The sequence below is a fragment of the Frateuria sp. GZRR33 genome (assembly GCF_051900425.1).
Classification (GTDB): domain Bacteria; phylum Pseudomonadota; class Gammaproteobacteria; order Xanthomonadales; family Rhodanobacteraceae; genus Frateuria_A.
In genome coordinates this window covers 1-22,426 of record NZ_JBHZGK010000013.1, presented here as the reverse complement: position 1 = coordinate 22,426, position 22,426 = coordinate 1, and the positions used below count along the sequence as shown (strand labels likewise).

Below are 22,426 nucleotides of genomic sequence, written 5' to 3'. Positions count from 1 at the left end.
CGGACTCAGGCGGCCGCGTGCTGCCTCCACAGGTTCTCCCAGCCCAGGCCGCGGAAGCAGGGGCCGCGGGTGGCCTCGGAGAACTTGATGTCGTTGTAGCGCGCGTTCCACTCCATCAGCCGCGGCTGGTCGTCCTCGTCGATGCACAGGTCCCAGCCCAGGCACGGCATGTGCGGGCAGCCCTGGTGCAGCGAGCGGCACAGCTGCGTGGCCGTGGCGAAGTGCGGAATCACCCGGCCGCCGAAGCGCAGGCCGGTGTCCGGGTGCGCGTCGATGGTGCGCCAGTCGTGCAGGAAGCCGGTTTCGTCCAGCGCGCCGCTGGCCGGGTCGACCGCCACGCGCACGTGGCTGCGGCTGCGCACGATGTCGTCATCGACGCGGCCCAGGCGCAGGTAGGCGGCCTTCACTGCAATGCTGCCGTCGAGCTCGCGGGCGGTGGTGATGCGCAACGTGGCGGTGGCGCTCGGGCTCAGCGCGGCGAAGAAGCCGTGCTGGTGGATCGGTGCCTGGAAGACGCCGTCGGGCAGTGGCAGATGGCCCTCCGCGGGGAAGTCCTCGCGCGTCATGAAACTCACGCTGCGGCCCTGGTAGGAGTTGTCGGCCTTGAACACGGCGCGGTCGTCGCGCGCGAAGAGGATGTCGGCCAGTTCGCGCTGCGACACCGGGCGGTAGTCGCGCGCGTAGTAGAGGCCGTCGATGACGTAGGCGAGGTCCGGCAGCGCCTCGGTGTTGAGGATGCGGTTGGTAAAGGACTTGATCAGTGCGACCTTGGCCACTTCGCCGCTCTTGTGCGGATCGACCACCAGCCCGTAGTAGTTGTCGGGAATCCAGCCTTCGCGGAAGCTGCCGCTCACCGCAGCGTAGACGTGCAGCCAGGGCGCGTAGCGGGTGCTGCCCAGCACCTCCCGCGCGTACTCGTCCGCCTGCCGCACGGCCGAGCGGTCGGTGGGCCCGCGCTGGCTTTCCACCGCGCGCAGCACCGCTTGCGCCTGCTGGTTGTAGTGCGCCTGGCGCTGCGTCTGCTGCAGCTCGGTGTACAGGCGCCTGGCAGCGGCCAGGCTGGTCTTCTTCAGTGACTTGGGGAACAGGGACATCGGCGTTCGGTTCCTCGGCGGGAACAACGAAAGGCGCTGCAGCAGAGGCCGCAGCGGTGTCGGTAAGGGAAGCGGCCGTGTCCGGTCGAGCGCTCGGGGCAGGCGGCAGATGCTTGCTGGTGACGCGCCAGGCCGCGGCGTGGATGGCTTCCTCGATCGTCAGGCTGGGCCCGGTTGGCTTCCGGGGTTCTTGGCTGCCCTTGCGTGCGGGAAGGGCCTGCGCGTGATACCGGGCGCGAGTTCAAGGCGCTGTGAACGGGTCGTGCTGGGTGGTCCGGGGTCGCGCACAGGGTGCGCTCCTACAGGGGAGGGCGGTCGCGCACAGGAGCGCGCCCTGCGCGCAACCGCCATGCCTGTCGTGTCGTCAGCCAGCCTCGGCGCGGCGCGGCAGTTTCCATTCCGGCCGCACGAAGTGACAGGTATAGCCAGTGGGGTAATGCTGCAGATAGTCCTGGTGCTCCGGCTCGGCCTCCCAGAAATCGCCGGCCGGCTCGATCTCGGTCACCGCCTTGCCCGGCCACAGGCCGGAGGCGTCGACATCGGCCAGGGTTTCCTCGGCCACGCGCTCCTGCTCCTCGGTGGTGTAGTAGATCGCCGAGCGGTAGCTGGTGCCGCGATCGTTGCCCTGGCGGTTGAGCGTGGTCGGATCGTGGATCTGGAAGAAGAACTCCAGCAGGCGGCGGTAGCTGATCTTCTGCGGGTCGAACAGGATCTCCACCGCCTCGGCGTGGCTGCCGTGGTTGCGGTAGGTGGCGTGGGCCATGTCGCCACCGGCATAACCCACGCGGGTGGAAATCACGCCCGGCTGGTGGCGCAGCAGTTCCTGCATGCCCCAGAAACAGCCGCCGGCGAGGACGGCGCGTTCGGTGCTCATCGATGGGCCTCCTTTGTCGTGTCGAACAGCTTGCGGTATTCGCCGTAGCCCTCGCGCTCGAGTGCGTCCAGCGGGACGAAACGCAGCGAGGCCGAGTTGATGCAATAGCGCAGGCCGCCGGCTTCGCGCGGACCGTCCGGGAAGACGTGGCCCAGGTGGCTGTCGCCGTGGCTGGAGCGCACTTCGGTGCGGATCATGCCGTGGCTCGTGTCACGCTTCTCCAGCACGTGCGCGGGTTCGACCGGGCGGCTGAAGCTCGGCCAGCCGCAGTGGCTGTCGAACTTGTCCAGCGAGGTGAACAGCGGCTCGCCCGAGACCACGTCGACGTACAGGCCGGGCTCGTGGTGGTCGTTGAAGACGTTGTCGAACGGCCGCTCGGTGCCGTTCTGCTGGGTCACGCGGAACTGTTCGGGCGTGAGGCGCGCGAGCGCCTCGGGCGTCTTGCGGTAGTCGGGCATGGCGGCCTCTGAGAGATGGTGGCGGTGCAATGGAAGGACATGGGGGCGTGCCGTGTCCATCCAAGTTCCGACCGCCAAAGGGAGAAGCGGCCCGCCGTGGGCGGGCCGCTTGCGTGCCGCATTGGCCCCGGGGATCGGAGCCGGGCGGAGATCAGGCCGCCTGCGCCTCGAGCTTCCGCTGGCCGGTCGACTCGAGCGCGGGCTCCGTGCCCGGGGTGCCGATGGTGATGCGGCGGGGCCGCATCGCCTCGGGGATCTCACGCTCCAGCTCGATGGCAAGCAGGCCGTCGGCCAGGGTGGCGCCGGTCACCTTCACGTGGTCGGCGAGTTCGAAGCGGCGGGAGAATGCGCGGCTGGCGATGCCGCGGTACAGATAATCGCCCTCCTGCTCGCCGTTGCGGCGTTCGCCGGTGACGACCAGCAGGTTGGGTTGCACCGATATGTCCAGGTCCTCGCGCCGGAAGCCGGCGACCGCCATGGTGATGCGGTAGCGGTCCTCGCTCAGCTTGACGGTGTCGTAGGGCGGCCAGTTGTCCGCGGCCTGGGCCCGGGCGGCGTTCTCGAGCATGTCGAAGATGCGGTCGAAACCAATGCTGGACCGGTGCAGCGGGGCCAGATCGAACATCGTGCGCATGGCCATATCCTCCTCAAGAGCAACATGGATGAAAAGCCACCGGCCAAAGGCCCGGTGGCGCCAGCCGCTGGCTGGCGATCGGCAGGTAGGGTTGCCGCGGATGCTTTCAAGGGGCCGGATTCAACAGACGTTTAGGCGGCCAAAAACAAGGATGCGGCATACGGACGTCAAGGGGCGACACGAAGATTCAACCAGGCAAGGCGCATCAAAGCGAGACCTGCGGTTGAGTCCGGTGGCGGTGGCGCGGGTGAACACTCCAGGGCGAGCGGTGGCATGATGTGGCGCCCCGACCGCGCAGCGGTGAGGGGTCACTGATGCTTCGCCGGCCCCCCGGTTCCGGTTACGCATGCCCCCGGGCCGACGCACCAGCCACCACCGCCAACGCGGGTACGGACGGAGCGAGCCCATGCAAGCGCAACCTTCTCCCGATGCCATCCTGCAGACCGGCCTGGCGTTCTGGGCTTCCAAGACCCTGCTGAGCGCGATCGAGCTCGGGGTGTTCACCCAGCTTGCGCGCGGGCCGACCGATCTGGTGGGACTGCGCGAGGCGCTGGGCCTGCACCCGCGCTCGGCGCGCGACTTCCTCGACGCGCTGGTCGCGCTCGGGTTCCTCGCGCGCACCGACGGCATGTACGCGAACACCGCCGAGACCGAGCTGTTCCTCGACCGGGCCAAGCCGTCGTATGTGGGCGGCATCCTGGAGATGGCCAACACCCGCCTGTATCCATTCTGGCGCGGCCTGACCCTGGCGCTGCGCACCGGCCTGCCGCAGAACGAGGTCGCGCACGGCGGTCCCAACCTTTTCGACACGCTCTACGCCGATCCCGCCCGGCTGGAACAGTTCCTCGCCGCCATGACCGGCATCAGCCGCGGCGCCAACCTGGCGATCGCCCGACAGTTCCCGTGGAAGGAGTACCGCAGTTTCGTGGACGTCGGCACCGCGCAGGGCGACCTCGCCGCGCAGACCGCGCTAGCCAACCCGCACCTGCGCGGCACCGGCTTCGACTTGCCGGAAGTGCGCCCGATCTTCGAGGACTACGTGCGCGCGGTCGGCGCCGACCAGCGCGTGGCATTCGCGGAGGGCAGCTTTTTCGACCAGGAGTTGCCGAAGGCGGACGTGGTGTTGATGGGCCACATCCTGCACGACTGGGACCTGCCGACCAAACGCATGCTGATCGGCAAGGCCTACGACGCGTTGCCCGAGGGCGGCGCGCTGGTAGTGTACGAGTCCATCATCGACGACGATCGCCGGGAAAACGCATTCGGCCTGCTGATGAGCCTGAACATGCTGATCGAAACCCCCGGCGGGTTCGACTACACCGGCGCCGACTGCCAGGGCTGGATGACCGAGGCCGGCTTCCGCAGCACCCGCACGGAACACCTGGTCGGGCCCGACTCGATGGTGGTCGGGATCAAATAGCTGCGCCCTCGCTCGGGTGCTCCGCAATGACCTGCCCTGTTGGGATGCCGGTTCGCCAAAGGCTGCCGGCCCTCTGCTGCGGATGGATTTCAGTCGCTCCGGACGGGCGATCAAGGGATCCCGCTTGGATGGCGGTTTCCAGGTGGCTTTTGGGCAGGATAAAAATAAAGCCGCGACGCTGCATTTCGGTAAGCAGTCCGTCGAGTGCTTCGGCTGTGGACGGCTTCGAATGCATCAGCAAGATCGAGCCGCTGCCTCCGAGATCGACTTCGTCGAGCGCAAGGTCGTTGATCTTCCGGGGCGAGTTGAGCCAGGTGTCACCGCTGTTCGTATTCCAGAGCACCTGGACCATCCCGCTTTGCTTGGCCGCCTCTGCCACCGCTGCCGAGGTTTTTCCCCACGGAGGGCGAAAGAATGTCGGCCGCACGCCTGAGGTTGCTTCCAGCCGGTCGCTGCAATCACGGACCTCATGAGCAAGAGACTCACTGGTCAGTTGTTTGAGATTCGCGTGATCGTAGCTGTGATTGCCTAGCAGGTTGCCGGTTGCAACGATCTTTCCGGGCACACCCAGGGAGACCGGTGTTACATGCGAGCAAACTTCGAAAAAAATGGCGTGCGCGCCATGCCGGGACAGTACGGCGAGGATTTTCTCGTCGACCCCATGGCCATAGGGGCCATCGTCAAAGGTCAGCAGGATGTATTTGCGTCCGGCGATCCAGTCGCTGGCCTTACGCCAGAGCGGGTAGTGGAGAAATTCAAGGCCACCTGATTTCACCTGCGACTCAGGCGGCGGCAGCCTGCCTCCCAACCAGCCCAAGGTGACGAGGGCGACAACGGTTGTTGCGAGCGCCAGACCGAACGCTGCATAGGTCCGACCAGAGCGCGGCTGGGAACGGTCAGGCGTTGCTTTGTTCACGTACTTGTCCCGGTAACCACATTCCCCGGCGGTCGGTCGCCGAGCGCTTGTGCCTCGAATGAGCCCTGAGCGTGCTCATCAGGGCTTGAATATAGCGGCCCTTCAGGCGGCCGTCCCAGCTGACCGGCGAGGCGATGGACAGCCCAGACGCCGGGAAGGTCACGCCGCTTCAAGGGCGCGCGGAGGCGACCTTGCGCGGCCCATGGCGGGGCGACGCAGTAGCCGAACCGGCAGGTCGAGACGGCGACCAAAGTCAACCCGGGACGACCGGTGTTCCACGTGTAGCCCAAGGGACAAGACAAAGCGCAGGTCAGTCCGAAGTTTCTTTGCCCGGTCATTAGCGGGAATGCAGAGGTGTTGCCGCGTTCCTCGCTGGGGAGATCATGATCCCCCCGGTGACCTTGGTCCCCGCCAATGTGGTGGTGAACTCGAGGGGGAACGCCAGCTGTCCCGCGAAACTGCGGCTGTCCGGGGCGTAAACGGCATCGGCGCCACGCGGGATCAGGCCGACCGACACCTTGAGCGTGTACCGGCCCGTGGCCTCCAGGCGAGGGAGCAGCGCCACCCGGTAGGGGCCGATGTCGTGGCTGATCGGAACGCCGGAGGACACGTTCGATCCCGAGCCGACGGTCCAGGTGCTGCGTCCCTTTTCGAGTGTGACTTCGTAATGGGCCCGCAACGCCGGCGGCGCAGCGCTGGCGGCCAGCGGACCGGTCGCGGTGATCGCGAACATGGCCCACCCCAGCCCCTTCAAGCGCCTGCTCGGGTTCGTGTGCTCTGCGCTTCCGTCATTCGGGCTGCTTGTAGATCACGCCGTCCTTCATGACGAACGGTACGTGGGCAACGGCGCCGATGTCAGCGGTAGGGTCGCCCTGCACGGCAATGATGTCGGCCTCGAGCCCGGGCTTGAGCTGGCCGAGGCGGTCCTGTTGGCGAAGGATCTTCGCGTCCACGGCGGTGGCAGCGAGCAGGGCCTGCGCCGGGCGCATGCCGTCGCGCACCATCCACTGAAGTTCCTTGTAGTTGTCGCCGTGGCTGAACACGCCCACGTCGCTGCCGTTGCCGATGGTGACGCCGGCCTCCAATGCGAGCCTGAAGGCATGAGCGGACTGCTGCATGTCGGCATCGAGCGGCTGGCCAGGCTTCCAGCCGCGGAAGTATTGGGCGTAGGCGGCTTCGGCCTCCAGCGTGGGCAGGTAGGCGACGCCGTGCTGCTTCATCAGTTCGAACACCTCGCGGGTGCCGCCGTAGCCGTGCTCGATGGTGTCGACGCCGGCCAGCACGGCGCGGCGCATGCCTTCGGGCGTGGTCGAGTGCACCGACACCGGCAGCCCGAGCGAGTGGGCGGTCTCCACGCCGGCCTTCAGCTCTTCCTCTCTGAAGGTCGGCACCGAGCCGTGGCTCTTGCCGCAGTGGTAGTCGGCGTAGATCTTGATCCAGTCGGCGCCATGGCCCGCCTGGTCACGCACGGCGTCGATCATCTGCGGCACGCCACTGACCGGGATGCCGCCCTGTGGCAGGTCCAGGTCGCTGCGGAAACCGATCGGCCCAGGGCCGTAGCAGTGGCTGGCGATGGTCGCGCGGGTGGCGACGAACAGATGCGGGCCGGGGATCAGGCCCTGATCGATGGCGTGCTGGACATCCACGTCGGCGTAGCCGGCGCCTTCGGTGCCCAGGTCGCGCAGCGCGGTGAAGCCGGCCATCAGCGTGTCGTGTGCGTGCTGGACCGCCTCGATGGTGCGGTAGGGCAGGGTCTCCTTGAGCACCTGATCGTTCCACAGGGTCTCGTTGTACGGGTGCAGGAAGATGTGCGAGTGCGCGTCGATCAGCCCGGGCAGCAGGGTGGTGCCGGGGAGATCGATGGTTTGCGTGCCGGGCGGCAGCTGCACCTGTGACGCCGGACCGACCGCCGCGATGCTGTCGCCTTGCACGAGCACCACCCAGCCCGCGTGCGCCTGTTCGCTGCGGGCGTCGAACACGCGGTCAGCCTTGAGCAGCCAGGGGTGGCCGGCGAGTTTGGGCGTTGCAGCGCTGGCGGCGCCCGCGAGCAGGACGCCGCCGAACAGCGCGGCAAGGAAGCGGTAGGGGCGCGGCAATCGCATGGGCGTGTTCCTTCCAGTAGGCCTGACTGCCTGTTTTATCACCGACCCGCCTGCCTCGGCAGGAACCCGGGTAGGCGGCCTGCTCGTCATGAGCGCCCTGGGCGCGATCGTGCGATGCGGTTCGCGCCCATGGCTTACCGGCAGAAAGCCGTCGTTCTTCGGGGCGGCGGAGGATGCGGTATAAGACGCGTTTGCGGTCGGGAAGCGGGAACCATGTGTGGATTGGCGGGCCTGCTGCTGCCTTCGCCGGCGCGGCAGGAACAAGAACTCGCGGCGCTGGCCGGCGCGATGGGCGGGGCGCTTGAGCACCGCGGGCCGGATGACAGCGGCACCTGGGTGGACGCGCAGGTCGGCATCGCGCTGGCGCACCAGCGGTTGAGTATCCTGGATCTGTCGCCGCTGGGGCATCAGCCCATGACTTCCGTCGATGGCCGCTACGTGCTGGCCTACAACGGCGAGATCTACAACTTCAGCGAGCTGCGCGCCGAACTGGAGGCGCGCGGCGCGAGCTTCCGCGGCCACTCCGACACCGAGGTGCTGCTGGCGGCCTTCCTTGCCTGGGGCGTGGAGGAAAGCCTGCGCCGCTGCAACGGCATGTTCGCGCTGGCGCTGTGGGATCGCCACGAGCGCTGCCTGTGGCTGGCCCGCGACCGCGTCGGCAAGAAGCCGCTCTACTACGGCTGGGCGGGCGATACGCTGGTGTTCGGTTCGGAGCTGAAGGCGCTCTGGCGCCACCCGGATTTCGACAACGGCGTCGACCGCGATGCGCTGACGCTGCTGCTGCGGCTGGACTACATCCCCGCGCCGCATTGCATCCACGAACGCGCGTTCAAGCTGATGCCCGGCCGCCTGCTGCGTCTTGACGCCGCGGCCGTGGCCGCCGGCGCGGCAGCGCACCAGCCTGAACTGGCGCAGCGACCGTTCTGGAATGCGCGCGAGCGCATGCAGGCCGCGCTGGCCGCGCCGTTCGGCGGCACCGCTGCCGAGGCGGAGGAACGCCTGGATACGTTGTTGCGCGATGCGGTCGGCCTGCGCATGGTCGCGGACGTGCCGGTCGGCGTGTTCCTCTCCGGCGGCACCGACTCGTCCATCGTCACCTCGATGATGCAGGCCCAGAGCACGCGGCCCGTGCACAGTTTCAGTATCGGCTTCGAAGGTTCGCACCACGACGAGGCGCCGCTGGCGCGCGAGGTGGCCGGACACCTGCACACCGACCACACCGAGCTTTACGTGAGCGGTGCCGACGCGTTGGCAGTGGTGCCGCGGTTGCCCGCGATGTTCGACGAGCCGTTTGCCGATGCGTCGCAGGTACCGACCGCGCTGGTGGCCAGGCTGGCCCGCGGTGGCGTCACCGTGGCGCTGTCCGGCGATGGTGGGGACGAGCTGTTCTTCGGCTACAGCCGTTACCAGCGCGCGCTGCGCAACTGGCGCCTGCTGTCGCGCGTGCCTTCCGCGCTGCGCCGCCCGCTGGCGCGGGTCGCCGAAGGGCAGGGCGAAGCCTCACGCAGCGGTGGCCTGGCGGCCTTGCTGGCGGAGATGGGAGCGCGCGGCATCGGCGATGTCTATCGCAACCGCGTCGCCCGCTGGCGCGATCCGGCCGCGGTGGTGCCTGGCGCGCGGGCGCTGGAATCGTTCTATCACCTGGCCGATCCGCTCGACGGCGCCGGCACGCCGGCCGATGCGATGATGCTGGCCGACTTCGTCAGCTACCTGCCCGACGACCTGCTGTGCAAGGTCGACCGCACCAGCATGGCGGTGAGCCTGGAGGCGCGTGCGCCGCTGCTGGACTGGCGCGTGGCGGAGTTCGCCTGGTCGCTGCCGCTGGACTTGAAGCTGCGCGACGGGGTCAGCAAGTTCCTGCTCAAGAAGGTGCTGCTGCGCTACCTGCCGGCCTCGATGGTCTACCGGGGCAAGCGCGGGTTCGGCGCGCCGGTGACAGAGTGGCTGCGTGGCGACCTGAAGTCATGGGCTGGCGACCTGCTGTCGCCACAGCGCCTGGCCGCCGACGGCGTCTTCGACGCGGCGGCGATCGCCCGCGTGTGGCAGCGCTTCGGCGCGGGTGAGCGCAAGTGGCACACCCACCTGTGGAACGTACTGATGTTCCAGGCCTGGCAGGACTACTGGCGGCAGAGCCGCGCCGCAGTGCGCCGCTAGCTCGTGGCGCGCCTCAATCCGGCGCGCTGACCTTGAGCTTCTGCCCGATGCGGATCGCATTGCCACGCAGGTGGTTCCAGCGCTTCAGCTGCGCGACCTGCACATGGTAGCGATGGGCCAGGTCGAACAGTGTGTCGCCGCGGTGGACCACGTGCACGGTCGGTCGGTCCACGGCATCCGCCGCAGGCGCGCCGGGGATGTGTTCGGCCTTGCCGGTGGCAGGGGTGTCGTCGTCGCCCAGGTCCGGCAGCGCGGGCTTCGCGCTCACGCTCGCGACCCGTTCGCTCGGGTCGCCGACGGCCTGCGCCAGCAGCGTCGCGCGCAACTGGTTGGCTTGCCGGCGCGGCAACAGTACACGGCCGCCGTGGCGGGTATCGATGACGCCATTGCGGTAGCCGGCGTTGATGATGGCCAGCGCCTCCAGCGGCAGCCCTGCCTGGCGTGCCACCGTCTTCAGGGATAGCCGCCGGTTCACTTCGACAGCGACCAGTTGTTGATCGGTGTCGAGCGTGGGCAGGGTGACGTGGAAGCGCTCGGGCTCCTGCACGACACAGGCGATCGCCATCAGCTTGACCAGGTGCGCGCGGGTGCTCGCGCGCACCGGCAGCGTGGGCACCGCCGGCTCGGCCGCGGGGGCGCCTTCGCGGTTGACCAGGCGATCGATGCCGTAGCGGCCGGCGTTGTAGGCGTAGTCGGCCAGTCGCCAGTCCTGGAAATAGTCGTGGTAGTGGCTGAGCAACGCCATGACCTTGTCGGTCGACTCGGTCAGGTCGAGCCGGGCGTCGTAACCGCGCTCGACGCTCAGACCCATGTGGCGTGCCGTGCCCGGCATGATCTGCCACATGCCGGCGGCGCGGTTCTTCTGCGGCGCGACCGGATTGAAGTGGCTCTCCACCCAGGGCAGCAGGGCGAATTCGCCCGGCACGCCGTGACGCATGGCGCTTTGCTCGACGTAGACCAGCCGGGGCAGGATGCGCTGCATCTGCGCCTCGAAGCGCTTGGGCGAGCGGGTATAGCGGCGGGCCCAGGTGTCGATCGCCGGGTCGGCTGCGCAATCGGTCATGGCGAAGCTGCCGCGCAGGCGCTCCCAGACGTTGGTAGTAGTCACCGGCGCTTGCGCCGCACCGGGTGTGGCGGCCACGTCGGGTACCTGGGCCTGGGGCGCCTCCACGCGGGGTGGCGGGGTCGTGGGGACCGGCGCGGTGGCGCAGGCGGCGACCAGCAGCGACAAAGCGAGCGGCAGGGGGCGCAGTACGTGTTTCATCCTTGGAAGACATCCTTTGCGGCGCGCAGCGCAGCGAAGCGTTCGACCCGGCTGCCAGCGGCATGCCGCCGGCTGGCCCAGTCGGTCAGCGGCTCGCTGTCGATGCGCAGGAAGGGGTTGCACGCCAGTTCGCTGGCCAGCGGCACGGGAAGCGTGGGGCGGCCTTGCGCGCGGGCCTTCGCAGCCTCGTCGCAGCGGGCGGCCAACGCCGGATTGGCCGGGTCGACCTCGCGCGCGAAGCGGCCGTTGGCCTGGGTGTACTCGTGTCCGCAGCAGACCTTCAGCTCGCCCGGCAACGCGGCCAGCCGTTCGAGCGAAGCGAGCATCTGCGCCGGCGTGCCTTCGAACAGGTGGCCACAGCCGAGGCTGAACAGGGTGTCGCCGCAGAACAGCAGGCCCTCGCCGGCATAGGCGATATGGCTGCGGGTGTGGCCGGGGACGTCGAGTACGTGGAAACGCGCCTGCGGCCGGTCCAGCGTGACGACGTCGCCCTCGCCGACGCGGCGGTCGACGGCACCGATGCGCTCGTCCCGGGGCGCGTAGACGGTCGCGCCGTGGCGCTCCCGCAGCGCCGCGGCGCCGGCGACATGGTCGCCGTGGTGATGGGTCAGCAGAATCGCCCGCAACTGCAGCGTACGGGCGGACAGCGCGGCCTCGACGGGCCCCGCCTCGCCGGGATCGACGACGATCGCCTGACCGGCGTCGTCGTGCACCAGCCAGATGTAGTTGTCGGCAAGCGCCGGTAACGGTACGACGTGCAAGGAGGGTCTCCGCAGTCTTCGTATCGACTGGCGCAGGCATCCGGCTTGCGCGAACCGCCCGACTATAAGTGCGGTATCCGGGTGGCTCGTTAGTGAGTCGTTAAATGTGTGATTTGTGTTCAGACAGGTGGCCGGTACCGCGACCTGTGACGCGCTTGCGACCGCCAGCGGCTACACTTCGGTTTTGCCGCAAGACGGGCGCGACATGGCCGAGCGCACTCAAGACATCTACGCAAGCAAGCCGATGCGCGGCCTGCTTGCCGCAGAAGCGCAGGCGCTGGCTCCTGAGCTGCAGCGTTGCGCCGGCGCGTACGCATTGCAGGTGTCGGCCGTCGCGCGCGAGCGGCCGCCCGCCGCGCCGATGCTCGACCGCTGGGTCCACCTGCATCTGAACGGCGGCCACGGCACCGGCGACCTGCATACCCGCCTGGACGAGCCGCTGCCGTTCCTCGACGATGCCTTCGGCCTGGTGCTGCTGAGCCATGCACTGGAAGTGGCACCCGATGCGCAGTTTCTGCTGCGCGAGGCGGCCCGCGTGCTTGCGCCGGGCGGCATGCTTGCGCTCACCGGCATGCATCCAGCCAGCGGCTGGCTGCCCTGGCTGCTGTGGCGCGGCCAGCGCGGGGTGAACCTCGAATCCCCGCTGCGCATCGGCCATTGGCTGCGTGGCGCGGAACTCAATGTCGAACGCGTGCAGCGCGTCGGCCCGATGTGGCCGAGCTCGGCCGTGGTGCCGCACCACGGCGGCCCGCTCGGCGGCGGCTACCTGCTGATCGCGCGCAAGCGCCGCCTGGCGGCCGCGCCGATCCGGTTGCGTCCACGCGCGATCGCCGCGGCGCCGGTCGCCGGGCTGGCGCCGGGCGCGCGCCGCAGCGCCGCCGCCTGATTTTCTCGTGAGTGACGATGACTGAAGTCGAAGCGTTTACCGACGGCGCGTGCCTGGGCAACCCCGGGCCCGGCGGCTGGGCCGCCCTGCTGCGCGCCAAGGGCGTCGAACGCCTGTTCTCCGGCGGCGAGCCGGACACCACCAACAACCGCATGGAACTGATGGCCGCGATCAGTGCGCTGGAGGCGCTCACGCGTCCCTGCAAGGTCGTGCTCACGACCGACTCGCGCTACGTGATGCAGGGGATCGAGCAGTGGCTGCCGAAGTGGGTGGCCAACGGCTGGCGCACGTCCGACAAGAAGCCGGTGAAGAACCAGGATCTGTGGGAGCGGTTGGCAGCGGCCAAGGCGCCGCATCAGGTACGCTGGGCGTGGGTGCGCGGCCACACGGGCCACGTGGAAAACGAACGCGTCGACAGCGCCGCGCGCGAGCAGGCCGAGCGCCACAGGGGCAGGGCATGAGACAGATCGTTCTGGATACCGAGACCACCGGCCTGGAAGTGCGACAGGGTCACCGGTTGATCGAAATCGCCTGCGTGGAACTCATCGAGCGCCGCCCCAGCGGCCGGCACTGGCAGACCTACCTCAACCCCGAGCGTGCGATCGACGAGGGCGCGCGGCAGGTCACCGGCATCGAGGACGAGTTCCTGCTGGACAAGCCGCGTTTTGCCGAGGTCGTGCACGAGTTCCTCGAGTTCATCGGCGATGCCGAGCTGATCATCCACAATGCGAGCTTCGACGTCGGCTTTCTCGATGCAGAGCTGGCGCGCGTGGGCGCACACCTGGGCTGCATTGCCGACCGCTGCCGCGTGATCGACACGCTGGCGATGGCGCGCGAGCGCTACCCCGGCCAGCGCAACAGCCTGGATGCGCTGTGCAAGCGCCTGGGCGTGGACAACTCCGCGCGCGACCTGCACGGCGGCCTGATCGACGCCCAGCTGCTGGCCGACGTCTACCTGTACATGACCTCCGGCCAGGTCGCGCTCGATCTGGCGTTCGAAGGCGCCAACGAGGAAGCCGGCGCGGCCGTGCTGGCGCCGGTCACCTTGCTGCGTCGCCCGCGCGTGCTGCGCGCGGATGCCGAAGAAGTGGCCGCCCACGAAAGCCGGCTGGATGCGCTGGACAAGGCCGCCCAGGGCGGCAGCGTGTGGCGTCGCCTGGAGCAGCCCGAGCCGGCGCTGGCCGAAGCTTGATCGTCGCCGCGCGTCTTGTCCGCTCTTCCGGGGCGTATGGGAAAGCCGCCTTTTTCGCGGGAGCGCTTGGGCGTGATCTCGGCATTCCGATGCAGCATGGCGTTCGCGCCACGGGCGCTCCTGCAACGAACGTGTCCAGATGGACTGGCCAAGACCAGTCGCATGGCCGCAGGCGCGCGCGATGTCGCTACCGGGGTGTTTGCGCGCGGCGCTAGCTGACGCGCGCCAGGATCACCGTAATGTTGTCGTCCGCGCTGCCATCCAGCGCGGCCAGCAGCAGGTGATCGACACATTCCTGTGCAGCCAGGTCGGTACGCCCCACGATGCGGGCGATGGCGGCGTCGGTCAGGCTTTCGGTCAATCCGTCGCTACACAGCACGAAGCGGCTGCCTGGCTCGGCCGATCCTCTCGCCATGCCGATATGGAGTTGCCCGGTCGCGGTCACGCCCAGCGCCTGCGTCAGCACGTTGCGCTGCGGATGTCTATCGGCCAGCGCAGGGTCGAGCTGGCCGGCCGCGACCAGTTCCTGCACCAGCGAATGGTCGTGGCTGACCTGGCGCAGCGCGCCGCCCTGCCACAGATAGATGCGGCTGTCGCCGACCCAGGCCACCTCGTAGCGGCCGCCAGCCAGCCACAGCGCCGCCACCGTCGTGCCCATCGGGAACTGGTCCGCCGTGGCGCTGGAGTGCCGGAACAACCGCTCGCCCGCGCCGCGCACTGCCTCCACCAGTCCACGCCCGCGCACGACCTGCTCGACGATGGCATCGCGCACGAGCGCCGAGGCGACCTCGCCATGCTGGTGCCCGCCCATGCCGTCGGCGACCAGGAACAGGCCCAGCGCCGGATCGGCGTAATAGGTGTCCTCGTTGCGCGCGCGGCGCAGGCCGACGTGGGTACCGTGTCCGAACTCGATCATGGGGTGCCTGAAGGTGCGAGCGCCACGCAGCATGCCACGGCCCCGCGCTTCGCAAAAGCAACGCCGGAAAAACAAAACGCCCCACGAGGGGGGCGTTTGTCTTTACTGGCGGAGAGGGTGGGATTCGAACCCACGGTACGCTTACACGTACGCCTGATTTCGAGTCAGGTACATTCGACCACTCTGCCACCTCTCCGAAAAGGTCCGCGGGTCGACGCGAGCCGGCGATTTTACGTGGAGCCGGGAGTCCTGACAAGCGCTCCCGGCACGCCTGCTCCGACCTCAGCCGGCTTTCTTCTTGGCCAGCCGCAGCCAGGTATCCACCACGGTGTCAGGGTTGAGCGAGACCGATTCGATGCCCTGGTCCATCAGCCATTCGGCCAGGTCCGGGTGGTCGCTCGGACCCTGGCCGCAGATACCGACGTACTTGCCCTTCTCGCGGGCGGTCTTGATCGCCATGGCGAGCAGCTTCTTGACTGCCGGGTCGCGCTCGTCGAACAGGCTGGCGACGATGCCCGAGTCGCGGTCCAGGCCGAGGGTGAGCTGGGTCAGGTCGTTGGAGCCGATCGAGAAGCCGTCGAAGATCTCCAGGAACTCGTCGGCGAGCAGGGCGTTGGACGGTACCTCGCACATCATGATGACCTTGAGCTCGCCTTCGCCCTTCTTCAGGCCGTTCTTCTCCAGCACCTCGATCACCTTGCGACCTTCGCCCAGGGTGCGCACGAACGGGATCATCACCCACACGTTGGTGAGGCCCATGGTCTCGCGGACCTTCTTGACCGCCTTGCATTCCAGCGCGAAGGACTCGGCGAAGCCCGCATCGACGTAGCGGCTGGCGCCGCGGTAGCCGATCATCGGGTTCTCCTCATGCGGCTCGTAGCGCGAGCCGCCGATGAGGCCGGCGTATTCGTTGGACTTGAAGTCGGACAGGCGCACGATCACCGGCTTCGGGTACACCGAGGCGGCGATGGTGGCGATGCCTTCGGCCAGGCGGTCGACATAGAAGCTCACCGGGTCGGCGTAGCCGGCCATGCGCTCGTCGATCTTCGCCTTGGTCTCGGCGTCCTGGCGGTTGTATTCGAGCAGCGCCTTCGGATGCACGCCGATGTGGCTGGCGATGATCATCTCCAGGCGGGCCAGGCCGATGCCGGCGTTGGGCAGCATGCCGAAGTCGAACGCCCGCTCGGGGTTGGCGACGTTCATCATGATCTTGAGCGGCGCTTCGGGCATGGCGCCCAAGTCGGCGGTGATGCGGTCGAAGGCGAGCTTGCCTTCGTAGATCGTGCCGGTATCGCCCTCGGCACAGGACACGGTCACTTCCGCGCCGTCGGGAATCGACTGCAGCGCGTTGCCGGTGCCCACCACGGCGGGCACGCCAAGCTCGCGCGCGATGATCGCCGCGTGGCAGGTACGGCCACCGCGGTTGGTCACGATGGCCGCGGCGCGCTTCATGATCGGCTCCCAGTCGGGATCGGTCATGTCCGCGACCAATACGTCGCCGTTCTGGAACTCGTGCATCTGGCTGATCGACTTGACCACGCGGGCCTTGCCCGAGCCGATCTTCTGGCCGATGGCGCGGCCCTCGGCCAGTACCTTGCCTTTCTCGTTGAGCTGGAAGCGCTCCAGCTGGGTAGCGTGCGCGCGCGACTTCACCGTCTCCGGACGCGCCTGGACGATGTAGAGCTTGCCGGTGTTGCCGTCCTTGGCCCACTCGATGTCCATCGGGCGGCCGTAGTGCTGCTCGATCACCAGCGCCTGCTTGGCCAGCTCCTGCACGTCCTCGTCGGAGATGCAGAACTTGTTGCGCAGCTCGGCCGGCGTCTCCTCGATGCGTACGCGCTCGCCGGGCTGGTCCGAATAGACCATGCGCTGCTGCTTGGCGCCGAGGCTGCGGCGGAGCAGGGCGGGCTTGCCGGCCTTCAGCGTGGGCTTGAAGACATAGAACTCGTCCGGGTTGACCGCGCCCTGCACGACCATTTCGCCCAGGCCGTAGGAGCCGGTGACGAACACCACGTCGCGGAAGCCCGACTCGGTGTCGAGTGTGAACAGCACGCCGGAGGCGCCGATGTCCGAGCGCACCATCAGCTGCACGCCGGCGGAGAGGAACACGTCCTCGTGCTTGAAACCCTGGTGCACGCGGTAGGCGATCGCGCGGTCGTTGTAGAGCGAGGCGAAGACTTCCTTGACCTTGTGCAGCACGTCGTCGATGCCGACCACGTTGAGGAAGGTCTCCTGCTGGCCGGCGAAGGAAGCGTCCGGCAGGTCCTCGGCGGTGGCCGAGGAGCGCACGGCGACGGCAATGTTGTCCGCGCCGGCGTCCTTGCAAAGCTTCGCGTAGGCATCCCGGATCGCCTGGTCGAGGTCCTGCGGCAGCGGGGTCTCGGTGACCCAGCTGCGGATCTCCTTGCCGGCGGCGGTCAGCGCCTCGACGTCTTCCACGTCCAGGCCATCGAGCCGGGCGCGGATGCGCTTGGCGACGCCGCTCTTGTCCAGGTATTGCTGGAACGCCTCGGCCGTGGTGGCGAAGCCGCCGGGCACCGATACGCCGAGCTTGGCGAGGTTGCCGATCATCTCGCCGAGGGAGGCGTTCTTGCCGCCGACCTTGCCCAGGTCGGTCATGCGCAGGTTGTCCAGCCAAAGCACCAGGTCGTTCAAGGGAATCTCCTTAGTAAAGCTTGGGTAATACGCTGCGCCGCGCCGAAATCGGGCCGCAAAGGACTGGTATTGTCCGCTTTCGATGGTGCACGGCACAAGAAGACCATTTGTTCACGATGCCGCGCCAACTGCATACCAGTCAGCGCGGAGTCAAGCAGGGACAGGCTTTGGCGCTTGCGCTAAGGTGCCAGGCCAGGCCCCGAGGACAAATGGATGGCAGGCATGCAACGTACGGTTTTTTTCATCTCCGACTCCACTGGTATTACGGCGGAGACGATCGGCAACTCCATCCTTGCGCAGTTCGAGGGCATCCAGTTCGACAAGCATCGCCTGCCGTTCGTGGACGATCCGCATAAGGCCGAGGCCGCTGCGCTGCGGATCAAGACCCGCTACGCGCAAACCGGTGAGCGGCCGATCGTGGTCAACACCATGGCCGACCGCGGCCTGTGCGAGATCGTGGCGGCCAGCGGTGCGCTGATGCTGGACGTGTTCGCCCCCTTCATCGGGCCGTTGGAGGAGGAGCTGGGAGCCAAGCGCTCGGGCATGGTCAACCGCTCGCACGGCATGGTGGACTCGGACAAGTACGAAGCGCGCATCGACGCCACGAACTACGCGCTGGCACACGACGACGGCGTGGACGTGGACTACGCCCAGGCCGATCTGATCCTCATCGGCGTGTCGCGCTCGGGCAAGACGCCGACCTGCCTGTACATGGCCTTGCATTACGGCGTCAAAGCCGCCAACTACCCCCTGACCGACGACGACCTGGACAAGCTCGAACTCCCCAAGCGGCTCAGGCCGTACAAGGATCGCCTGTTCGGCCTCACCATCGACCCGCAGCGGCTGGCGCAGATCCGTGAACAGCGGCGGCCCGGCAGCCGCTACGCCACCGTGCAGCAGTGTCGCTGGGAGCTGGAGCAGGCCGACCGGCTGATGCGCCAGTCGGGCATTTCGTCGCTCAACACCACCCACGTCTCGATCGAAGAGATCGCCAGCAAGATCTTCGAGCGCTTCGGTATCGAGCGCACCATGTTTTGAGGTATATGCAGGCTCAATGAGTGCCGTACTGGACAACCGCTCCGCCTTGCTCCCGGGACGCTTCGAGTTCCTGATGGGCCTGTACGCGGAGAACTACCACCGCCTGGCGCACCTTTTCGCGCCGCAGACGCTGGCGCCTGGGCGCTATCGCTCGAGCGTGGACGACGGACTGGACGTGCACATGCACGTGCAGGAGCGCCATCCGTACACCCTGGAGCTGGAACTGACCTACGGCTTCGTCGATGCGAACACCGGCCATCCGACCCCGTCGGCGCAACTTCGCATGTACACCGATGCGCACGTGGCCGAGGCGTTGCACTGCCATCCGGGGCGGCATCTGTGGCAGGTGCTCGGACCGTTCCCGGAGGCGCACACGGTGCTGCAGCACCGGCTGCGCATGAACGGGTTCCTGTCGCGCTGGCTGGAGTACCTGGCCGAGCAGGGGCATTCCGCCGGAACGCTCGAGCAAATCGAAACGGACGGTTGACCGGAGCCCGTGCAAGGGCGAAGCCGTTGCGAAGAGAGCGCGGCATGGATGGCCGCTTTTGCTGTTGCGCTCAGGGACGGGCGCACGAATAAATCCCAACAAAAAACCCGCACGTGGCGGGTTTCTCATTAATGGCGGAGCGGACGGGACTCGAACCCGCGACCTCCGGCGTGACAGGCCAGCATTCTAACCGACTGAACTACCGCTCCGCGTTGTCTTCCAGCTACACAAAGTGCGAGACCAACCTTGGCGTCCCCACGGGGATTCGAACCCCGGTCGCCACCGTGAAAGGGTGATGTCCTAGGCCTCTAGACGATGGGGACGGATTAGGTTGGTGGAGCCAGGCGGGATCGAACCGCCGACCTCCTGCATGCCATGCAGGCGCTCTCCCAGCTGAGCTATGGCCCCGCCGCTGGAAGCCCGAAAGAATAGGCAGGGTTCGCGAATCCGTCAAGCTTTTTTTGGAACATTTTGCGCGTGTCCGTCACGCGCGTTTGCGCCGGTGGACGCGCTCGCGTTGTGACGTAAGCTGGACGGCCACACTCGCCGGAGCATGCATGCACGAGATCGGTTTCATCCGCGACCTCGCCATGGTGATGATCGTCGCGGGCGCCACCACGGTGCTGTTCCAGCGCCTTCGCCAGCCCGTGCTGCTCGGCTACATCCTCGCTGGTGTGCTGATCGGGCCGCATACCCCCGGCGTGCTGGTCGGCGACCCGCGCGCGATCGACGACATTTCCAATCTTGGCGTAGTGCTTCTGATGTTCACGCTCGGGCTCGAGTTCAGCGTGCGCAAGCTGCGCGAGGTCGGCATGGGCGTGCTGATGGTCGCGGTGATCGAGGTCGGCCTGATGCTCTGGATCGGCACGGGCGTAGGCGAGGCGCTCGGCTGGAACCGGATGGACGCGCTGTTCCTCGGTGCGCTGATCTCGCTGTCTTCCACCATGGTCGCCACGCGCACCCTGGCCGAAGGCGGCCTGCGGCACTTGCCCTTCGCGCAGCGGGTGGTCGGCATCCTGGTGGCCGAAGACGTGCTGGCGATCGTGATCCTCACGGTCCTCAGCGCGGTGGCGATCGGCGGCGCCATGGAAGCCGGAACCGCACTTACCGTGGTGGGACAGGTCGGGTTGTTCGTGGTTGCGGGCATGATCCTTGGCCTGCTTCTGTTGCCACGGCTGATCGACTACGTGGCCGGTTTCGGTCGGGACGAGACGCTGCTGGTAAGTGCGTTGGGCGTGTGCTTCGGTGCCAGCCTCTTCGCCGCCTGGCTGGGTTTCAGCGTGGCGCTCGGCGCGTTCCTGGCCGGCGCGGTGATCGCCGAGGCGCGCAACGCGCACCGCGTGATGCGGCTGGTCGAGCCGTTGCGGGACATGTTCGCCGCGCTGTTCTTCGTCGCCATCGGCCTGAAGATCGATCCGGCGCTGCTCTGGCAATACGTTTTGCCCGCGCTGGGCGTGGCCGTGGTGGTGATGGCCGGCAAGACGCTGACGGTCGGCATGGGCATGGTCGCGGTGGGGCAGGAGGTTCGCTCATCCATCCGGACTGGCCTGAGCATGGCGCAGATCGGCGAGTTCTCGTTCGTCATCGCAACGCTCGGCGCTTCGCTGGGCGTGATCAGCGATTTCGTCTATCCCACCGCGGTGGCGGTATCGGTAGTGTGCATGGCCGCGTCGCCTTACCTGGTCGGCAACGCCGATGGCATCGTCAATGGCATGCGACGCATCACGCCCGGCCCGCTGCGGTTGCTGCTGAACAGCTACGCGAACTGGCTGGGGAGCCTGCGGCCGGTGGAGCAGAACGCGATGATCGCGGCCATGCTGCGCCGCCTGCTGTGGCACATCGGCGTCAACGTGGTGCTGGTGGTCACGCTTTTCGTGATCGGCGCCTACGTCAATGCGCACAACTGGTCGTGGTTCTCCACCTTCGGTGTCGGGCGGGAAGCGAGGCATTCGCTGATCTTTGCCGTGGCGCTGTTCCTGTCGCTGCCTATGCTGATCGCCATCTACCGCAAGGCCGAGGCGCTGGGCATGCTGCTGGCGGAGCTGGGCATCCGCGAGCAGTTTGCCGGTGGCTACACGCACGCCATACGCAGCTTGCTGGCACGACTCATACCGCTGGGCACGCTGCTGGCGCTCGGTCTGCTGGTGAGCGTGCTCGGCTCGGCGATCCTGCCGCCGCGAGGCGTGGCGATCGTGCTGCTGGTGGCGGGGGTGCTGTTGTCGGCTGTGCTGTGGCGTGCGCTGGTGAAGATGCACGCCAGGCTGCAGGCCGCCCTGCGCGACACGCTGGAGCGGCCGTCGCAGGGCGAGTGAAGGGAACCTTTCCAAACCATGACGGTCGACAGCCGGTGTCGTTGCCAAGACCGCTCGACGCGCCTCACAATGCCCCGCCTGCCTCCATCGGGGAGGCCCGGCCGCATTGCCGGCATATCCATACACGAGGGAGTTTCTTCGATGAAGCATTTTCTGCGTCCCACGCTGACGGCGGCCACCCTGGCCGTTGCGCTGGGCATGACCGCGGGGGTCCACGCCCAGTCCGCCAAGTCGGGCGCCGCTGGCACGGTCGACAAGACCAAGGCCAGCTATGTGGTCGGTTGGGACCTCGCCAGCCAGCTGCCGCCGCTGGTGCGCGAGGAAGTCGATCCGGCGACGGTCGCCCGCGCCGTGCAGTCGGCGCTGTCGGGCCAGAAGCCGACGATGAGCGAGGCCGAAGCCAAGACCGTGCGCGACGCCTTTGTCGCCAAGCTGCAGGCCAAGGCCAAGGCCCAGTACGAGAAGGTCGCCTCCGAGAACAAGACCAAGGGTGAAGCCTTCCTCGCCAAGAACAAGACGGCGCCGGGCGTGAAGACCACCGCCTCGGGCCTGCAGTACAAGGTGATCAGCGAGGGTACCGGCGCGCGTCCGGGCCCGAACGACACCGTGCAGGTGAACTACGTGGGCACCTTCATCAATGGCGAGAAGTTCGACGCCTCGGCCGACCACGACAAGGGGCCGGCCTCGATCCCGCTGCAGGGCGTGATCCCGGGCTTCCGCGAGGGCCTGGAACTGATGAAGACCGGCGCGCACTACATGCTCTACATCCCGTCGAACCTGGCCTACGGCGCGCAGCCGCAGAACGGCTTCCCGCCGAACGCCACAATCATCTTCGACGTCACCCTGGTGAAGACCGGCCCGACCCCGACCGGTGGTCAGGACGAGGCGGGCAAGTAAGCCCCGTCACACGGCTGGATCTGAAGGGCGCGGAGCGATCCGCGCCCTTTCTTTTTTGCAGTCGTTACGAATGGCGCCTGTTAGAATCCGCGATCGTTTTGTTCTGGAGCGATCGTCCGGATGAATGTCACCCTGTTCGGCACCGGCTACGTGGGCCTGGTCACCGGCACCTGTCTCGCGGAGATGGGCAACCACGTCCTGTGCGTGGACGTCGACGCGGGCAAGGTCTTGCGGCTTAGGAACGGCGAGGTGCCGATCTACGAGCCGGGCCTCTCGCCGATGGTCAAGCGCAACCACGAGAGTGGCCGGCTGGACTTCACCACCGACGCGGCGCAGGGCATCGACCACGGCGACGTGATCTTCATC

General features: G+C 67.7%; 20 protein-coding genes, 4 tRNA genes and 1 pseudogene. 10 read left to right on the top strand and 15 right to left on the bottom strand.

The features are described 5' to 3' along the window. Positions 1-5: 5 nt before the first annotated feature. The 4 genes from ACFWZU_RS14460 to ACFWZU_RS14445 form a co-directional block, all read right to left on the bottom strand. Complete coding sequence (locus ACFWZU_RS14460) at positions 6-1,094, bottom strand: sugar-transfer associated ATP-grasp domain-containing protein (protein ID WP_439702228.1); 1,089 nt, start codon at positions 1,092-1,094, stop codon at positions 6-8. A gap of 364 nt (positions 1,095-1,458) precedes the next feature. Then, the gene (gene msrA / locus ACFWZU_RS14455) at positions 1,459-1,968 is read right to left on the bottom strand and encodes a peptide-methionine (S)-S-oxide reductase MsrA (protein WP_439702226.1); all 510 of its coding nucleotides are present in this window, start codon (positions 1,966-1,968) and stop codon (positions 1,459-1,461) included. Further along, positions 1,965-2,426, bottom strand: coding sequence for a peptide-methionine (R)-S-oxide reductase MsrB (gene msrB / locus ACFWZU_RS14450; RefSeq protein WP_439702225.1), 462 nt, complete (start codon positions 2,424-2,426; stop codon positions 1,965-1,967). Before msrB ends, msrA begins: the two co-directional genes overlap by 4 nt. 151 nt (positions 2,427-2,577) lie before the next feature. Next, a complete protein-coding gene (locus tag ACFWZU_RS14445) occupies positions 2,578-3,060 on the bottom strand; it encodes an Hsp20 family protein (protein WP_439702223.1) in 483 nt (160 codons plus the stop codon). Between the two features lie 406 nt (positions 3,061-3,466). On the opposite strand from ACFWZU_RS14445, the gene ACFWZU_RS14440 reads away from it, so the two are divergent. Next, positions 3,467-4,480 (top strand): methyltransferase, encoded by a 1,014-nt coding sequence (locus ACFWZU_RS14440; RefSeq protein WP_439702222.1) that lies wholly within the window; start codon positions 3,467-3,469, stop codon positions 4,478-4,480. On the opposite strand, the gene ACFWZU_RS14435 is transcribed toward ACFWZU_RS14440, so the two are convergent. The 3 genes from ACFWZU_RS14435 to ACFWZU_RS14425 form a co-directional block, all read right to left on the bottom strand. Then, complete coding sequence (locus tag ACFWZU_RS14435; RefSeq protein ID WP_439702221.1) at positions 4,473-5,396, bottom strand: polysaccharide deacetylase family protein; 924 nt, start codon at positions 5,394-5,396, stop codon at positions 4,473-4,475. The two genes, ACFWZU_RS14440 and ACFWZU_RS14435, sit on opposite strands and share 8 nt — an antisense overlap. A gap of 337 nt (positions 5,397-5,733) precedes the next feature. Beyond that, on the bottom strand, positions 5,734-6,129 hold the full coding sequence (locus tag ACFWZU_RS14430; protein ID WP_439702220.1) for a hypothetical protein: 396 nt from the start codon (positions 6,127-6,129) through the stop codon (positions 5,734-5,736). Between the two features lie 55 nt (positions 6,130-6,184). Further along, the gene (locus tag ACFWZU_RS14425; RefSeq protein ID WP_439702219.1) at positions 6,185-7,498 is read right to left on the bottom strand and encodes an amidohydrolase family protein; all 1,314 of its coding nucleotides are present in this window, start codon (positions 7,496-7,498) and stop codon (positions 6,185-6,187) included. A gap of 213 nt (positions 7,499-7,711) precedes the next feature. Between ACFWZU_RS14425 and asnB the strand changes: the two genes are divergently transcribed. After that, positions 7,712-9,652 carry an asparagine synthase (glutamine-hydrolyzing) gene (asnB, locus tag ACFWZU_RS14420; RefSeq protein ID WP_439702218.1) on the top strand — a complete coding sequence of 647 codons (1,941 nt, stop codon included), beginning with the start codon at positions 7,712-7,714 and terminating at the stop codon, positions 9,650-9,652. Between the two features lie 13 nt (positions 9,653-9,665). On the opposite strand, the gene ACFWZU_RS14415 is transcribed toward asnB, so the two are convergent. Then, positions 9,666-10,916 carry a transglycosylase SLT domain-containing protein gene (locus ACFWZU_RS14415; RefSeq protein ID WP_439702217.1) on the bottom strand — a complete coding sequence of 417 codons (1,251 nt, stop codon included), beginning with the start codon at positions 10,914-10,916 and terminating at the stop codon, positions 9,666-9,668. Continuing rightward, entirely contained in the window at positions 10,913-11,677 is a 765-nt protein-coding gene (gene gloB, locus ACFWZU_RS14410; protein ID WP_439702216.1) for a hydroxyacylglutathione hydrolase, read from the bottom strand. The genes ACFWZU_RS14415 and gloB overlap by 4 nt, the downstream gene beginning before the upstream one ends. 205 nt (positions 11,678-11,882) lie before the next feature. Here gloB and ACFWZU_RS14405 point away from each other — a divergent pair, with 205 nt between their 5' ends. From ACFWZU_RS14405 to dnaQ, 3 genes are read left to right on the top strand one after another with little or no spacing between them, the layout of a single operon-like run. Continuing rightward, positions 11,883-12,563, top strand: a complete 681-nt coding sequence (locus tag ACFWZU_RS14405; RefSeq protein WP_439702215.1) for a methyltransferase domain-containing protein — start codon at positions 11,883-11,885, stop codon at positions 12,561-12,563. A 17-nt stretch (positions 12,564-12,580) separates the two neighbouring features. Continuing rightward, entirely contained in the window at positions 12,581-13,024 is a 444-nt protein-coding gene (gene rnhA, locus ACFWZU_RS14400; RefSeq protein WP_439702214.1) for a ribonuclease HI, read from the top strand. Beyond that, the gene (gene dnaQ / locus ACFWZU_RS14395) at positions 13,021-13,755 is read left to right on the top strand and encodes a DNA polymerase III subunit epsilon (RefSeq protein WP_439702213.1); all 735 of its coding nucleotides are present in this window, start codon (positions 13,021-13,023) and stop codon (positions 13,753-13,755) included. Before rnhA ends, dnaQ begins: the two co-directional genes overlap by 4 nt. A 211-nt stretch (positions 13,756-13,966) precedes the next feature. Here the strand turns inward: dnaQ and ACFWZU_RS14390 are convergent, their stop codons facing one another. From ACFWZU_RS14390 to ppsA, 3 genes are all read right to left on the bottom strand, one after another. Next, the gene (locus tag ACFWZU_RS14390) at positions 13,967-14,671 is read right to left on the bottom strand and encodes a PP2C family protein-serine/threonine phosphatase (RefSeq protein WP_439702212.1); all 705 of its coding nucleotides are present in this window, start codon (positions 14,669-14,671) and stop codon (positions 13,967-13,969) included. A 106-nt stretch (positions 14,672-14,777) separates the two neighbouring features. After that, a tRNA-Ser gene (locus tag ACFWZU_RS14385) sits at positions 14,778-14,867 on the bottom strand. Between the two features lie 86 nt (positions 14,868-14,953). Beyond that, positions 14,954-17,326 carry a phosphoenolpyruvate synthase gene (ppsA, locus tag ACFWZU_RS14380; protein ID WP_439702211.1) on the bottom strand — a complete coding sequence of 791 codons (2,373 nt, stop codon included), beginning with the start codon at positions 17,324-17,326 and terminating at the stop codon, positions 14,954-14,956. A 222-nt stretch (positions 17,327-17,548) separates the two neighbouring features. On the opposite strand from ppsA, the gene ppsR reads away from it, so the two are divergent. Together ppsR and ACFWZU_RS14370 are read left to right on the top strand one after the other, a co-directional pair. Next, on the top strand, positions 17,549-18,364 hold the full coding sequence (ppsR, locus tag ACFWZU_RS14375) for a posphoenolpyruvate synthetase regulatory kinase/phosphorylase PpsR (protein WP_439702210.1): 816 nt from the start codon (positions 17,549-17,551) through the stop codon (positions 18,362-18,364). 16 nt (positions 18,365-18,380) lie between these two features. Continuing rightward, the gene (locus tag ACFWZU_RS14370) at positions 18,381-18,851 is read left to right on the top strand and encodes a DUF1249 domain-containing protein (protein ID WP_439702209.1); all 471 of its coding nucleotides are present in this window, start codon (positions 18,381-18,383) and stop codon (positions 18,849-18,851) included. A 132-nt stretch (positions 18,852-18,983) separates the two neighbouring features. Here the strand turns inward: ACFWZU_RS14370 and ACFWZU_RS14365 are convergent. The 3 genes from ACFWZU_RS14365 to ACFWZU_RS14355 form a co-directional block, all read right to left on the bottom strand. Further along, positions 18,984-19,060 (bottom strand) — tRNA-Asp (locus ACFWZU_RS14365). Positions 19,061-19,098: 38 nt separating this feature from the next. Continuing rightward, a tRNA-Glu gene (locus tag ACFWZU_RS14360) sits at positions 19,099-19,174 on the bottom strand. Positions 19,175-19,183: 9 nt separating this feature from the next. Next, positions 19,184-19,259, bottom strand: a tRNA-Ala gene (locus tag ACFWZU_RS14355). Positions 19,260-19,408: 149 nt separating this feature from the next. Here ACFWZU_RS14355 and ACFWZU_RS14350 point away from each other — a divergent pair. The 3 genes and pseudogenes from ACFWZU_RS14350 to ACFWZU_RS14340 all read left to right on the top strand — a co-directional run. Beyond that, complete coding sequence (locus ACFWZU_RS14350; RefSeq protein ID WP_439702208.1) at positions 19,409-21,163, top strand: cation:proton antiporter; 1,755 nt, start codon at positions 19,409-19,411, stop codon at positions 21,161-21,163. A 141-nt stretch (positions 21,164-21,304) separates the two neighbouring features. Then, positions 21,305-22,060 (top strand): FKBP-type peptidyl-prolyl cis-trans isomerase N-terminal domain-containing protein, encoded by a 756-nt coding sequence (locus ACFWZU_RS14345; RefSeq protein WP_439702207.1) that lies wholly within the window; start codon positions 21,305-21,307, stop codon positions 22,058-22,060. 120 nt (positions 22,061-22,180) lie between these two features. After that, positions 22,181-22,426 (top strand): annotated as a pseudogene (locus tag ACFWZU_RS14340) (UDP-glucose 6-dehydrogenase); the annotation flags it as partial.

What these genes read in the sequence shown, in the direction of transcription:
- rnhA (WP_439702214.1), top strand. Translation starts at nt 12,581, where the DNA reads ATGACTGAAGTCGAAGCGTTTACCGACGGCGCGTGCCTGGGCAACCCC.
- msrB (WP_439702225.1), bottom strand. Translation starts at nt 2,426, where the DNA reads ATGCCCGACTACCGCAAGACGCCCGAGGCGCTCGCGCGCCTCACGCCC.
- ACFWZU_RS14415 (WP_439702217.1), bottom strand. Translation starts at nt 10,916, where the DNA reads ATGAAACACGTACTGCGCCCCCTGCCGCTCGCTTTGTCGCTGCTGGTC.
- ppsR (WP_439702210.1), top strand. Translation starts at nt 17,549, where the DNA reads ATGCAACGTACGGTTTTTTTCATCTCCGACTCCACTGGTATTACGGCG.
- ACFWZU_RS14425 (WP_439702219.1), bottom strand. Translation starts at nt 7,498, where the DNA reads ATGCGATTGCCGCGCCCCTACCGCTTCCTTGCCGCGCTGTTCGGCGGC.
- ACFWZU_RS14460 (WP_439702228.1), bottom strand. Translation starts at nt 1,094, where the DNA reads ATGTCCCTGTTCCCCAAGTCACTGAAGAAGACCAGCCTGGCCGCTGCC.
- ACFWZU_RS14350 (WP_439702208.1), top strand. Translation starts at nt 19,409, where the DNA reads ATGCACGAGATCGGTTTCATCCGCGACCTCGCCATGGTGATGATCGTC.
- dnaQ (WP_439702213.1), top strand. Translation starts at nt 13,021, where the DNA reads ATGAGACAGATCGTTCTGGATACCGAGACCACCGGCCTGGAAGTGCGA.
- ACFWZU_RS14390 (WP_439702212.1), bottom strand. Translation starts at nt 14,671, where the DNA reads ATGATCGAGTTCGGACACGGTACCCACGTCGGCCTGCGCCGCGCGCGC.
- ACFWZU_RS14445 (WP_439702223.1), bottom strand. Translation starts at nt 3,060, where the DNA reads ATGCGCACGATGTTCGATCTGGCCCCGCTGCACCGGTCCAGCATTGGT.
- ACFWZU_RS14440 (WP_439702222.1), top strand. Translation starts at nt 3,467, where the DNA reads ATGCAAGCGCAACCTTCTCCCGATGCCATCCTGCAGACCGGCCTGGCG.
- ACFWZU_RS14430 (WP_439702220.1), bottom strand. Translation starts at nt 6,129, where the DNA reads ATGTTCGCGATCACCGCGACCGGTCCGCTGGCCGCCAGCGCTGCGCCG.
- ACFWZU_RS14370 (WP_439702209.1), top strand. Translation starts at nt 18,381, where the DNA reads ATGAGTGCCGTACTGGACAACCGCTCCGCCTTGCTCCCGGGACGCTTC.
- ACFWZU_RS14405 (WP_439702215.1), top strand. Translation starts at nt 11,883, where the DNA reads ATGGCCGAGCGCACTCAAGACATCTACGCAAGCAAGCCGATGCGCGGC.
- ACFWZU_RS14345 (WP_439702207.1), top strand. Translation starts at nt 21,305, where the DNA reads ATGAAGCATTTTCTGCGTCCCACGCTGACGGCGGCCACCCTGGCCGTT.
- msrA (WP_439702226.1), bottom strand. Translation starts at nt 1,968, where the DNA reads ATGAGCACCGAACGCGCCGTCCTCGCCGGCGGCTGTTTCTGGGGCATG.
- asnB (WP_439702218.1), top strand. Translation starts at nt 7,712, where the DNA reads ATGTGTGGATTGGCGGGCCTGCTGCTGCCTTCGCCGGCGCGGCAGGAA.